The 14,264-nt window shown below is 32.8% G+C and carries 7 protein-coding genes; 6 read left to right on the plus strand and 1 reads right to left on the minus strand.

The genetic code is table 11. The features are described from left to right. Positions 1-73: 73 nt before the first annotated feature. From RBH94_RS08655 to RBH94_RS08680, 6 genes are all read left to right on the plus strand, one after another. Entirely contained in the window at positions 74-3,589 is a 3,516-nt protein-coding gene (locus tag RBH94_RS08655; protein WP_307880550.1) for a SusC/RagA family TonB-linked outer membrane protein, read from the plus strand. 10 nt (positions 3,590-3,599) lie between these two features. Then, positions 3,600-5,012, plus strand: coding sequence for a RagB/SusD family nutrient uptake outer membrane protein (locus RBH94_RS08660; protein WP_307880551.1), 1,413 nt, complete (start codon positions 3,600-3,602; stop codon positions 5,010-5,012). A 59-nt stretch (positions 5,013-5,071) separates the two neighbouring features. Then, positions 5,072-7,051 (plus strand): TlpA disulfide reductase family protein, encoded by a 1,980-nt coding sequence (locus RBH94_RS08665; protein ID WP_307880552.1) that lies wholly within the window; start codon positions 5,072-5,074, stop codon positions 7,049-7,051. A gap of 3 nt (positions 7,052-7,054) precedes the next feature. After that, a complete protein-coding gene (locus tag RBH94_RS08670; protein WP_307880553.1) occupies positions 7,055-8,443 on the plus strand; it encodes an alpha/beta fold hydrolase in 1,389 nt (462 codons plus the stop codon). A gap of 384 nt (positions 8,444-8,827) precedes the next feature. Beyond that, positions 8,828-11,194 carry a hybrid sensor histidine kinase/response regulator gene (locus tag RBH94_RS08675; protein ID WP_307880554.1) on the plus strand — a complete coding sequence of 789 codons (2,367 nt, stop codon included), beginning with the start codon at positions 8,828-8,830 and terminating at the stop codon, positions 11,192-11,194. A 264-nt stretch (positions 11,195-11,458) separates the two neighbouring features. After that, positions 11,459-12,358: a serine protease gene (locus RBH94_RS08680; RefSeq protein ID WP_307880555.1), complete on the plus strand. Its 900-nt coding sequence runs from the start codon at positions 11,459-11,461 to the stop codon at positions 12,356-12,358. Between the two features lie 61 nt (positions 12,359-12,419). Here the strand turns inward: RBH94_RS08680 and ggt are convergent, their stop codons facing one another. Next, positions 12,420-14,132: a gamma-glutamyltransferase gene (gene ggt, locus RBH94_RS08685; protein WP_307880556.1), complete on the minus strand. Its 1,713-nt coding sequence runs from the start codon at positions 14,130-14,132 to the stop codon at positions 12,420-12,422. Between the last annotated feature and the right edge of the window lie 132 nt (positions 14,133-14,264).

A 14,264-nucleotide genomic window follows, 5' to 3' on the forward strand; every position in this document is an offset into this window, starting at 1 on the left:
ACAAAACAAATTTATGGAATTAAAAACAATTAATGTCCGTTCTCTTATACGAAAGCGGCATTTAAGGATGATTATGAGAACATTTATCTTTTTACTGTGCGCCACGGTTTTTAGTTTTAACACTAACAGTAGTTTAGCTCAAGATCGCGTTAAAATCAATGCAGATAAAACAGCTACAATTGATGAGGTTTTCGAAATGATTATGGATCAAACGAAATATCGTTTTCTATATCCAGAAAATTTATTTAACAATACCCCAAAAGTAAAATTAGAAAAAGGAAATATAACTGTAGGTAAATTGCTTGGTAACAGCATACCTAAAGGCAATTTTTCTATTGTACTTAGTGAAAACAATACCATTGTAATTGAGAAAAGAAATGAAGTTCAAGAATTTATTGTATCAGGTAAAATAGTTGATGCAGCTAAAATTCCTGTTCCAGGTGCTTCAATTATGATTAAGGGAACGCATTTAGGTACTTTTACAGATTTTGATGGAAACTATTCATTGAAAGTAACGTCTTCAAAGAATATTTTAATGATTTCTTCATTAGGTTTTAAAACTCAGGAAGTTTTAGTAGGAGATAGAACGGTTATTAATATAACTTTAGAAGAAGATGTAGCCGAATTAGATGCTGTTGAAATTGTTTCAACTGGTTACCAGAATATTTCAAAAGAAAGAGCAACCGGATCGTTTGCGGTTGTTAAATCAGAAGATTTGGAGCGTATCCCTGGATCTAATGCTATTATGAAACTTGAAGGCCAGGTGCCAGGACTTCAATTAGATATATTAGAGTCTGATAATACGTTTGTTTATAGTAATTTATTGCCTGAAACAGAAGGTAATACAAGTTATAATTTTAGAATTAGAGGGCAGTCAACTTATCAGGCAGAAGATATGCCTTTAGTGGTTTTAGACGGAACGCCTACAGAACTAGATATAAGAACACTTAACCCTAAAGATATTGAAACTATTACCTTTTTAAAAGATGCAGCGGCGGCTTCTATTTATGGAGCAAGAGCAGCAAATGGTGTAATTGTAATCAATACCAAAAAGGGAGGAAAGGGAAAAACGAGTATAAATTATTCACAAAGCTATACGTTTTCAACAAAACCATCATTATCTAGTTTGCCGTTAATGGATGCCACTCAAGTATTAGATTTAGAGCAAGAATTGGTAGATAATTTCGTGGTTTCAGATCCAGCTGCAGCAACCAGCCTTTATTCCGCTATACCTATTAGTCAAGGTATGGAAATTATGTTTCAGGAAATGCGTGGTGAAATTACTGCAGAAGAAAAAGAGATTGCGCTTAATGTTTTAAGAAACAGAGGGAAAAGTGGTTACAGACAAGTTGAAGATTATTTTTTACAAGCATCAGAAGCTACAACACACGATTTGTCGTTAAGTGGAGGGCATGACGATTATAGTTTCTTTACTTCAATTTCGTTTGCTAACGAAAAAACACAATCTAAACAGAATGAAGGTAAACGATTCACTTTAACAGCGAATCAGGACTTTAAAATGTTTAACTATATAGACGTAAGCACAAGCTTAAAAGGATCTATTTTTAATTATTCTCAAAACGGTTTAGGTTTGTCTCCTTTAGCTTCAACATTAACAACGTTTTTACCTTACAACCAGGTTGTTGATGATAATGGAAATTCAGTAGATTATTATAGATCTTATTATGGTAAAACCAGTCAGGAATTTGAAAATCAAGGTTATTTACCATGGGAATACAATTATTTAGATGAGCTAAGAAACAGCGATAAATCTATTAATGAACAAAATTACTCTGCTAACATAGCTCTTAATATTCCATTATTTTATGGGTTTAAAGCGGTAACAAATTATTCTGTAGAACGTTCTTATACAGATAACCCGAATTATTATAGTCCGGAAACATTTTATGCCAGAGACTTAATAAATAACGCGACTTCTATAAATGAAAATACAGGAGAATTAGTTCGAGGCATACCGTTGGGTGGAGTATTTCAAACCAATAATTACATAAATAGTAGTTATACCGCCAGAGGACAATTAAATTATAATAATACCTTTAAAGGAGAACATTCTATTGACGGTATTGCTGGTATAGAATTTAGACAAACCAGAGATAAAACAAATGGAGGTAGATTGTTTGGATATAATAAACAAACCCAAACTTCTATAGATTTACCTTCAACAACTTATACTAATATTAATGGATATTCTTCAACAATTACCTATGGTAATATTAGAAGAGATATAAGACGTCGATTTTTATCCTACTATGGAAATATAGCATATTCGTTTAGAAATAAATATACCTTATCAGGTAGTGCAAGGTTAGACGACTACAATAATTTTGGATTAGATAAAAAATATAGAAGAACGCCATTATGGTCTACCGGGGCTAAATGGAACATTTATAAAGAAAACTTCTTATTAAATGCCAATTTTATTAATAGTCTAAACTTAAGAGCATCATATGGTTATAATGGAAATATAAGTTTAACAACGTATCCGTTTACCAACATGTCTATAAGAGATACAGATTATAATTTATCTAACTTACCGTATGCATCAATTAATGCAGCAGCTAATCCTTATTTACGCTGGGAAAAAACTGGAATATTCAATTTAGGATTAGATTTTACTTTATTTGATTACAGATTAAGCGGTTCGTTTGAGTATTATAAAAAGAAAAGTGAAGACTTAATTCAGGATTTTCCTGTTTCGGAGTTTTTTGGTTTACCAAACAACAATTTAACCCGTAACACCGCAACTTTAGAAAGCAACGGGATCGATTTTAATGTTAACGGTGTGATCTTAAAATCTAAAGATTTTAGTTTAAATTCAACTTTTGTGCTTTCATACAATAAAAATGAAGTTACAGACTCTAGGTATGAAAGTTATTCAAATTACCTTAACGGAACAGGCTCTACACCTCCAATAAAAGGGTATCCTCTAAACAGTATGTTTGCCTTTAGATCGGCTGGTTTAGATGCTAGTGGGCAAACATTGGTATACGATAAAGACGGAGAAGTTGTTGGGCCTAATACTGTGCTTACAGATATAGAAGATATGGAGTTTATGGGAACTAGAACACCAAGATATTATGGTAGTTTTAATACAACCTTAAGCTACAAAAAATGGACTTTATTCGCGTTGGCTACATATAAGTTCGATTACGTTTTATTCAACCCTAGTTTTAGACCATACGTTTCTAGATATTATTTTTATGGTTACGATTTAAATGCAAATGTAGCTAATAGATGGAGACAGCCGGGAGATGAAGAGTTTACAGATGTCCCTGGGGCTTTAGGGATGAATGGTTACAGTTATTCAAGGTATAATTTTAGTAATAAAAGAGTTATCGAGGGAGACCATATTCGATTAAGAGAGATTTCTTTAAGTTACGATATGTCTAATATTTTCGAGAATACTTTAGTAAAAGGAGCTAATTTATCGTTTACAGCAAGAAACTTAGGTCTTATCTGGACAAAAAATAAAGAAGGAATAGATCCAGACTTTTTACCGTATACAACTTCTCAAATTAATTTACCTCCTACAGCAATGTATACTTTAGGACTAAATGTTAACTTTTAATTCAGTGAAAATGAAAAAATATTTTATATACTTAGGTGCTATTATAGCTGGTTTAAATATAACGAGTTGTGATGATTATGTAGATATCAGAACAGAAGGGAAATTAATTCCTGAAGAGACCATAAACTACAGATACCTTTTAAACGATACTTACACATTCGATAAATCTTATGGTATAGTAGACGTAATGTCTGATGATATTGTAATCAGAAATGATCATGCGCAATATTTTGAAGATTACTACGGAACCAGTGCCTATTATCGTCCTTTTAAAGAAGTTTATAAATGGGCAGATTCTGTTTATTATACAGGGGAGTCAGATTACGATTTAAATAGTATGTACTCAGCTTTGTATAAAGCCAATGTAGTTATTACAGAGGTAATGGATAGTAAAAATGGAACGGAAACCGAAAAATTAGCTATTAAGGGGGAAGCCCTTGTAAACCGTGCATACGTATTTTTAACGATGGTTAATATTTTTGGTAAAGCGTATGATATTAATACTTCTACTTCAGATTTAGGAATTCCAATGTTTACAGAACCTATTGTAGAGGGCGATATTTACAGGTCGACAGTAGATGAAGTCTATGCACAAATAATCTCCGATTTAACAGAAGCTGTAAATGCAGGTCTTCCGTCTGTTCAAACAGGTAGAAATGTAGGTTTTGCATCTAAATCTGCGGCACATGCTTTGTTGGCAAGAACCTATTTGTATATGGGAAATTACGAACAGGCAATTATAAATGCAGAGGCTTCTTTAGGTTTTCAGAATACACTGTTAAATTTAGAAGATTATATAGGCGTTTCAGATTATTCTTTTCCTAGAAGATTTGAAAATCCAGAAGTTATTTTGTCTAAGCAAAGTACATCAACGTATATGTATTCTCCTGTGTTTTTATCATTAGATGATGAACTGTTAAACTCGTTTGATGAAAATGATTTAAGATATCAGTTATTTACACGATCTGTAGCCGATATAACATGGGGGCAATTAACAGAAGGTAGAGCTTATTGCGGTGAGTTTTTAACAGGAGAAGCAAGAAACGCAGGACCATCTGTTCCAGAAATGATGTTAATTAAAGCAGAGTGTTTAGCAAGAAATAATGAAGCTTCTTTAGCTATGGAAACTGTGAATGCACTTCGCGAAAAAAGATTTCAAGCAGAAAATTACGAAGCTTTAACAGCGGCAGATGCAGAATATGCTTTAGTAAAAGTACTGGAAGAACGCCGAAGAGAATTAATGGTTCGCGGTGGGTTCCGTTGGTTTGATTTAAAACGTTTAAATAAAGATCCGCGTTTCGCAAAAACTATTACCCACAAGTATTTAGACGAAACCTTTACGTTAGAACCAGAAGGCGAAAGATACCAAATGCCATTTGCTTCTAAATTATTCGATTATGCTCCAAATCTAGAGCAGAATTAATAGGAATTACATAAAATAAAGCACTCTAATTGTTTAGGGTGCTTTAAAATATATATTAAATGAATAGATCTATTATAACAGTAATAGGAGCATGGCTTGTTTGTTTTGCAGCTATTGCTCAAAAGACAAATGCAACCTTTTCTGTTTTTCCCGAAAACCCAAAGGCAGGGGAAGAAATAACACTTAGATATAATTCCGCAAACACTCATTTAAAGAATGTAGAACAGGTTTCTGCCGTTATTTATTTGTTTAACGATTTTAAATGGGAAGCCAAAGATATTACTCTAAATCAAGATTCCTTAAATATTTGGAAAACCAGGGTTAAATTATCAGATAAGTCGGCTTTTATTTCATGTGTTTTTAAATCTGATACGCTTATAGATAAAGGAGAAAGATGGCCTTATTCCTGGATTTTGGGAGATTCGCCAGGAGCCTATTTGGCTTGGGGAACACTCAGAAATAAAGCAGTAACCGAACTTCCGGAAGCTGTGCCTGATAATGGTTTTATAGCAGACAGTATTTCATTTTTCTGGGTTAAGAATGAATTAAAATATCACCCGCAAAGTAGAGGTCGTGTATTCTATCAAGGATTAAAATTACTCACCTTGTCAAAAAGAGGAGACCATAAATCCTCTATAAAAAACGAATTACGTTATATTTTAACTTTAAACTTAGATAATAAACAACAATATCAGGTACAAAAGGCATTAAATCTTTTGCCACAAGATGAAGAGAAGGTGTTTGTTGATTCTGTTAAAACCGCATTGTTGAAAAGCTATCCTAAAGGGGTGTTAGCTAGAGATCAGCAAATATTAAGTCTCTTTAGAGAAATAGATGCAAATAAGAAAATGCAGTTGTTTAATGAGTTTCAAAAACAATTTCCACAAAAACGTTTTAATGATGTTTACACAGAAACAGAAGAGCTGTATTACGATAAACTGTTTAAATCGGTAGCATACCAGTATATTGTTCAAAATAACGATTATAGTTATGCTTTTAACAATTTAAATGAAACGCCGTATAATGTGTTGTTAGATTATGCATGGCATTTTGTGTCTATTCCTTTAAGTAGAGAAACTGAGGATATAGAGTCTTTAAAAACCAAAGCAGATGTAATTATAACAGAGTTAGAACGTCGCGAAACGATTATACCCAAACAATTTCAAGGTCATTTGTCTGCTTTAGAATGGAAAAATAGAGCCATAGAATATTCTGCGAGAGAGTATTTAAGTTATGCTGTTATTTCAGAAAAAGCTAAAGATTATATAAATGCTAAAAAGTTTCTTGAAAAAGTAAAACCTTTAATGGCATATAAAAACACCGAATTTAATGACTTAAATGTCCGTTTGCTAATAGGAGATAATCAGCATAATCAGGCTATTAGTTTTATAGAAGCTTGTATAAAAGAAAATAACGCAACGCCAGCGATGCTTAGAATACTTCAGGAAGATTTTGAAAAGCAGAACTACAGCATGTCTTTTGATGCTTATGTTTCCGATTTAAAATCGAAAGGATTGGCTTTTGAAGAGCATAAAGCAAAAGTTATTTCAGAACTTATAAATAAACCTATTGAAGGATTTAAACTGGAGAGCTCAAAAGGAGGAAAAGTAAAGTTGAGTAAACAAAAAGGTAAAATAGTAGTTATAGATATGTGGGCTACGTGGTGTGCACCATGCAAAAAAGCAATGCCAGGGATGCAGTTGGCTGTTAATAAGTATGCAGACGATAGGAATGTTAAATTTTTCTTTTTAGATACTCAGGAATTTGATAAAAATTATAAAACTAAAGTAGCTAAGTTTGTTGAAGAAAAAGGGTATGATTTTGAAGTGCTTTTCGATACTGAAAATCCGAAAACAGGAAAATTAGATGACACCTATTCAAAATATGCAGAAGCTTTTAAATTTTCAGGAATTCCACAAAAAATGATCATCGATGCTAAAGGAAATTTGAGATGGCGCTCTACAGGTTATTTAGGAAGCCCTAGTGAGTTGGCAGACGAAATATCAATAGTTATTGAATATCTTAAAAACGAAAAGTAAAACATGCGTTTTTATAAAGTAATTTTAAGTTTAGTATATGTTGGTTTGCTTAATCATGTAAGTGCACAAAGTATTTGGCAGAGCCAACATCATTCTAAACGTTATATTTTAAAAAGTGGAACTTCAGACCTAGTTTCGGATACCTTATACTTATCTATTCCAGAGCAATATGTTAACGATGTTCCTTTATGGACCAATTATAAAGGAGATAGTTTGTTGGCTCAAAGCACAAGAGGTTTTAAAATTAAATTACAGAATAAAAATGCTGATTCTATTATAGCACAGTTTGAATATTATAATGATGCCTTTAATCTGAATTTTAAAAAAGTAAATGCTATAAAGGATTTGTTTTTTTCTCAACATCCTAAAAAACCGTATCCTTATTTTGTTGATAATGTTAAGTTTAAAGGATCTGAAACGGGGCTTGTTTATGGGGGGACTCTAACCATTCCTAAAGGTAAAAGTAAATATCCCTTGGCAGTATTAATTTCAGGAACAGGTCAACATGATCGTAATTACACGTATTCAGGGCATCAGTTTTTTACCGTTCTCGCAGATTATTTAGCAAGAAACGGTATTGCTTCATTAAGGGTTGCCGATAGAGGAAAAGATGAAACAACGGGCGATTTTAGTTTGGCAACAAGTCTTGATTTTGCTAACGACGTGCAGGAAGCTTTAAACTATCTTAAAAATAGAACAGATATTGATCATTCATTTTTAGGGTTAATTGGTCACAGCGAAGGTGGTATGATTGCTTCCATCGAAACCTCAAGAAATAAAGATGTTAAATTTATGGTTAGTTTGGCAGGTGTTGCAGTTAGTGGATTAAAGACGTTAGAATTACAAAATAAGGCTATTTTAAAAGGAATTCATAAGACTGACGGGTTGTTAGATAAGCATATGGAAATGTTTAATACGATGTTTCAAACGGTTTATCATTCAAAAAAAGAAGACAGTTTAGAGTTGAGATTAGAACATTCGGTTACTAAGTGGAAACAAGAGCAAGATAGTACGACTATTAAAGCTCTTAATTTAGATGATGGTAGAGATTTAGATTTAATTTATAGATATGCCAGAATAGCAAAAACCAATTGGTATCGTTATATGATTCATTATAATTCTAAAAAGTACTTATCTAAAATAAAGGTACCTGTTCTGGCTTTAAATGGCGAACAGGATATTATGGTTTTGTCTAATGAGAATTTAGAAGCATATAGAAAATATCTTCCTAAAAAGAAAAAAATTACAACAAAGGTTTATTCAAAGCTTAACCATATGTTTCAACACTGTGAAAAATGTACAAACGAAGAAATTTCGGAGCTAGAAGAAGTGTTTTCAGAGGAAGCTTTAAAAGATATTTCAAAATGGATTAAACAAATAGAATCACATTAGGAGATAGGAGTTTTTTATCCCTTTTTTTGTTAAAAATTTTAATAAAAAAGTGAACACAAAACTGAACACGTTTTGGAACACGAATTTAAAATATAGCATCCGGGAAGATCTTATTTTGTATTGTGAATTTGTCAGGTAATGATTTTATAACCCAGAGGTCACAGGTTCGAGCCCTGTTCTCGTCACGAAGCAAGAGAATCTACAAATAGGTTCTCTTTTTTTATGTATTGAGTTCTGTTAATCTTCTTTAAGTTAGGTGTTTTATGCAGTAATTTTAATGTATCATATTAATTAGAGGTAATGGAGGTTATCATAAAGATTAAAAATAAATAAAACCAGTAGTTGTAATTTTTCGTAGGTAGGTCAATGTTTAGTCTCTCACTTATGAAAACACTACTATTAATAGCTCTAATTGTAAGCAATTTTACTTTTGCACAGCAGCCAGCATTTAACCCAGAATCAAATGCAGGTAAATTATATCAATATGCAGAGTTCGCGAATGTTGGTAAATCGCAATACTCAATTAATGATATATTAGATAATACGCAACTGGATTTTCAGAATTTAAAATCTGAAAATCATGATTTAGGTTTCACTTCAGATACCTATTGGGTACGATTTAAATTAAAGAATACTAGTGATTCAAGAAAAACTTATTATTTAGAAACAGCCAGACCTATAACGGATGTAGTTAATCTCTACGGTATTAGTAAAACCATTAAGAAGTTAAAAAGTGGAGATCAAATTCCATTTAATGAAAGGGCTTTGGCTCATAGACAAATTATTTTCAAAATTGTATTGGAGCCAAAGAGTGAAAATCAATTTTATATTGAATTAAAAAGCGATGGCGAAACCATCAATATTCCACTTAATTTATATGATGAGTCAACATTTTTAATAACGAATTATAGGCAACAATTGTTTTTAGGACTCTTTTATGGTGTACTTCTTTTGGCTGGATTAATCTATCTTTTCTTCTATAGCAGCTTAAATAATAAAGCCTTTTTATATTATGGTTTGTATGTGCTTTCAATAGCTTTAATGCAGGCAGCTCTCGATGGATTTGTTTACCAGTATTTTTTCTCAAATGGAGGGTATATAAATAGTAGAATGGTTTTAATTTCTGCATTATTTTCAAATTTTTTCTTGTTGAGATATTGTGAATATTTTTTGAATGTGAAATTATACTTACCAGATTTTAGCAAGTTATATAATACCATTTATATGGTTCTTGCCGTGCTTTTGTTGTTAGTGTTCTTAAATTCAAAAACCCTCGAGTTGGCCTATCCGCTTAGTAATTTTAATGGGTTTTTAAGTTTAATACTTATTTTAACTACGGTGTTTAAAATGCGTTTTAAAAAAGTTAAAATAGATCCCTATTTTTCTGTAGGTGTATTTTTTTTAGTGATTGGGCTTTTGGGATTTGTAATGAATAACCTTGGCATGTTACCCACAAATTTTTATACACTAAACAGCTCTAAATTTGGGACGGGGTTCGAGGTTGTGTTTTTATCGCTTTCAATGACAAATCTTTTGAAAAAATTAAGAGAGGAAAATGAAAAATCTCAAATATTGGCACTTAAGAAATCTGAAGAAGTAAGTGAACTTAAAACGTTCTTTATGTCTAATATGAGTCATGAATTAAGAACGCCAATTAATGCTATTATGGGAATTGTAGAAACCGAACTGGCAAATCAAAAAAGTACAATTGAAGAACGTAAAAAATATCAAATAATTAGGAATGCGAGTATTAGTTTGTTGAGTAATGTTAATGATGTTTTAGATTTTGAGAAAATTGAAAAGAATGAAATTCAATTAAAAAATGAGACTTTTAATCCATCTATAGCTCTTAATCAAATTAGCGAAAACTGGAAATCTGAAGCTTTAAAAAAAGGTTTAAATTATCATTTTGAAATGGATTCTGAAATCCCTGCGAGTGTAATAGGAGATTCAGATCGGTTATTACAGGTCGTAAATAATGTTTTAAGTAATGCTGTAAAATATACAAATACTGGTGGTGTGGTATTGAAACTAAAATGTGTAATAAAGGCTAAAAATATATGTCAGTTTTCTTTTCAAGTTTCAGATTCAGGTATTGGTATGAGTGAAGAAAACCAGGAATGTATTTTTGATAGTTACAATCAGATGAGACTTAACCATAAACGGCAATACGGTGGTATTGGTTTAGGACTTACAATAGCTAAACATTTAGTGACTTTATTTAACGGTGTAATAAAAGTAGAAAGTGAATTAAATAAGGGGACAGATGTGTTTATAGAGATTCCTCTAAAAACTTCTGAAAAAAAGGAAACACTAAAAGAGTGTGATCAACAAACTAATGAAAAGCCAATGCATATACTTATTGTTGAAGATAATAAACTTAACCAAATGGTTATGCGTAAGCTTTTAAGTAGTTTTCCAAGTATTAGTTTTGCTGTAGTTGAAAATGGAAAGGAAGCAATAGAAACTTTACAAAAGGAAGTCTACGATTTAATACTTATGGATTTACAAATGCCTATAATGGATGGCTATGAAGCAACAGAGTTTATTAGAAGTGGTAAGTTAGGACAGGCCATTGGAAGTATTCCAATAATTGCCGTTACAGCTGATGCTATGGCAGAAACAAGAGAACGTGTTTTGAATATGGGTATGAATGATTACATGACGAAACCTGTAAAAAGAGATTTACTTATGGAAAAAATTCAAAGATGTACTAACAACGTAAATACAGAATTAAATGTTGTTACCTAGAACAAATTCAATTAAAAGTAGATGGTATTATTACTGATTATCCAGAAAGGGTAATATCGCTTACTAATTAAAATTTATGTTTAATTCAATTTTTTTGAGTTAGTTTTTTGTTGAAGAGCGCAGTTTTTACTGTGCTTTTTTAGGGTTTATAGAAGTTAATTTTAACATAGTTCTAAGAAAGCTTTGTTGGTGAAAATGTACCTTGCGCCTTTAAAATTTAAATATTATTGCCTGTCTAAATAAGGTAAATTATCATTTTATATCATGAAATACTTTTTAAAAATATTTTTACTTTTATTAGTAGTAACATCAACGGTTCAAGCTCAGAATTATAAAAGCAACATCCGTCAGTATAAAGTGCCGTTAGCACTTAAGGCAGGGAAACTTATCGATTCAGGAAATGTAATTTCAGCCGATGCTCTTAGTCCGTCTGTTAAAAAGAAAGGATATGGTCCGGTTGCGATAGATCTAAAATCACCAAAGAAAAAAAGCCTGACGCCAGGTGAGTTATATAATCGTGTTTCAGAATCTATCGTTATAGTGTCACCAGCTGGTCGATGTGGTGAAGTTAATGCGAAAGGAAACGTGTGTGATAAAGTGCATACTTACCCGGCTTCTGGATATATTATAGGCTCAGAAGGTATTATAGTAACCAATTATCATGTGCTTAATGGCTATGTAACAAAGTACAACAAAGAGGCAAGAGATGTTATGGTGGTTATGCTTAAAGATGGTACTATTTTTCCTGTAACAGAGGTTTTGCTAGCAGATCAAAAAAACGATTTAGCTATTTTAAAGGTTGATACTAACGGTACAGAACTTCCAGCATTGCCAGTGGCTACTAAAGATGCAGAAATAGGAGATCCTGTATATATCGTTAGCCATCCTAAAGGCTATTTCTATGCGTTTTCATCAGGTATGGTGACGGATAAGTTTAGTGAAATAACCTTTGGAGGGTATAGAAATATTATGGCAATTTCAGCTGATTATGAGGCGGGGTCAAGTGGTTCGGCAATCATCGATAAGTTTGGAAATGTTATTGGAACCGTGTCTTATACAAAGACACTTCAGCATTCCGATGATGAAACAAAAACCCAGATGGTACTTAAAGCTACCATTCCAGTTTCAGCACTTAACGGATTGATAAAGGAAGGAAATAAATAATTAAAATTATTTTGATTATTAAACGAAAAGAGCAACCCACGTTGCTCTTTTTTTATGAAATTTAATAGCCAATAGCCGCGCCTTCTGCACTCCATGAATCTGATGCGCCTATAAGAATGTGGTTTTCGTTATTTATTTGAATGCCCATTAATTCACCTAATCTATAAACAGGCATAAGCTGATGTCCCATGAGTTCGAGATTTCTTTTAGTATCCGGAGATAATTTGTCTTCTTCATAAACAATTCGGTCGGGTAACCATTGGTGGTGTATTTTCATAGACTCAATAGCTTTGTCAATGGGCATGTTATAGGCCAACACATTTAAAACGGTTTGAAAAACAGTGTTAATAATTGTTTTTCCGCCGGGACTTCCGATAACTAAATAAGGTTTTCCATCTTTAGCGATAATTGTTGGCGTCATACTGGAAAGCATGCGTTTTTTAGGTTGAATGATGTTTGGGTTAGTGCCTATTAAACCTTCTTCGTTTGTGGTGTTAGGTATGGGGTTAAAATCGCCCATTTCATTGTTGAATATAAAACCAAGTTTTTTTGAACCCATCCCAGAACCATAAGAATGCTCAAGCGTGTAGGTTAGGGCAACTGCATTTCCGTCTTTATCAACTACCGAAAAATGGGTGGTGTTTTCTCCGTCGTAAATCTGCCCAAAAGTTGTGGGATTGCTTGGAGATGCCTGGGTCATATCAATCTTTTCAAAACGAGTTTTAGCAAAGGCTTTGGATGTTAATTTATCTAAGGGCATATTTAGATTAAAGTCAGGATCACCCAAGTGTTCTGCACGGTCAGCAAAGGTTCTGCGCATCACTTCCGCTAAAAGATGGACGTATTCGGTGGAGTTAAAGGCAATAGAATCTAGATTAGTCTGTTCCATCATATTCATCATTTCAACAAGAGCAACACCTCCTGAACTCGGTGGTGGCATGGCGTAAATGTCGTAACCTTTATATGTGTCTTCAATAGGCTTACGTTCTATGGCTTCATATGTTTTCAAATCTTTCTTGGTGATAATACCACCGTTCTTTTTCATGAAGAGCTCTATTTCTTGGGCGACTTCACCTTTGTAAAAACCGTCTTTGCCTTTATCTCTAATTAGTTTTAAAGTGTTAGCTAAGGCGGGTTGCTGCCATACTTCTCCAAATTTTACGAGTTCTCCTTTTTTATTTTTGAAGTAATCTTTTAGAAACTCAATATCAGAATTTTCATTGGTGAAAATTGCAAACTGAGCTATGGAATAGGGGAGTTCAAATCCGTTTTCGGCTAAATCAATAGCGGGCTGAACTAAAGTTTTCCACGGCAGTTTTCCGTATTTTTTATGGGCAAGATACAAACCAGCAACAGTCCCTGGAACCCCAACAGACTTTAATCCAATATGGTTAATAGTCGATTCTTTTCCATATAGATTTTTGTCTTTAGGTAATGTTCCTTCTTCGTTTAAGAACATATTTGGATGTGCTTTTAAAGGAGCTTTTTCTCGAAAATCAATAGTGGTCGAAAATCCGGTAGTGTCAAAATAAACTAAAAACCCGCCACCACCAATATTTCCCGCTGATGGGTGCGTAACGGCAAGTGCAAAAGCGGTAGCAACCGAGGCATCGATTGCATTCCCACCTTGTTTTAAGATGTCTACACCAACTTTTGAGGCTATTTTACTACTCGAAACTACCATGCCGTTTTTAGCATAGGTTTGACCATGGGTTTTTGGGAAGCCAAAAGTAATAAAAAAGAGGAATAAAATTACGGTTTTAAGGTGCTTCATATATGTCTTTATATTCTGTTTGTGTTTTGATTTTTAGGTGCTTGTAGGAGTTTCTAAGATAGTAAAACTGAGACGACTATTCTAGAGGAATGTAAAACTGATAAATATCATAGCAATAGGGGGATCGGTTTT

The organism is Aestuariibaculum sp. YM273 (assembly GCF_030908365.1).
GTDB lineage: Bacteria > Bacteroidota > Bacteroidia > Flavobacteriales > Flavobacteriaceae > Aestuariibaculum > Aestuariibaculum marinum.

Excerpts from the sequence above, each read along its gene's own strand:
- RBH94_RS08655 (WP_307880550.1), top strand. The coding sequence starts at position 74 with ATGAGAACATTTATCTTTTTACTGTGCGCCACGGTTTTTAGTTTTAAC.
- RBH94_RS08660 (WP_307880551.1), top strand. The coding sequence starts at position 3,600 with ATGAAAAAATATTTTATATACTTAGGTGCTATTATAGCTGGTTTAAAT.
- RBH94_RS08665 (WP_307880552.1), top strand. The coding sequence starts at position 5,072 with ATGAATAGATCTATTATAACAGTAATAGGAGCATGGCTTGTTTGTTTT.
- RBH94_RS08670 (WP_307880553.1), top strand. The coding sequence starts at position 7,055 with ATGCGTTTTTATAAAGTAATTTTAAGTTTAGTATATGTTGGTTTGCTT.
- RBH94_RS08675 (WP_307880554.1), top strand. The coding sequence starts at position 8,828 with ATGAAAACACTACTATTAATAGCTCTAATTGTAAGCAATTTTACTTTT.
- RBH94_RS08680 (WP_307880555.1), top strand. The coding sequence starts at position 11,459 with ATGAAATACTTTTTAAAAATATTTTTACTTTTATTAGTAGTAACATCA.
- ggt (WP_307880556.1), bottom strand. The coding sequence starts at position 14,132 with ATGAAGCACCTTAAAACCGTAATTTTATTCCTCTTTTTTATTACTTTT.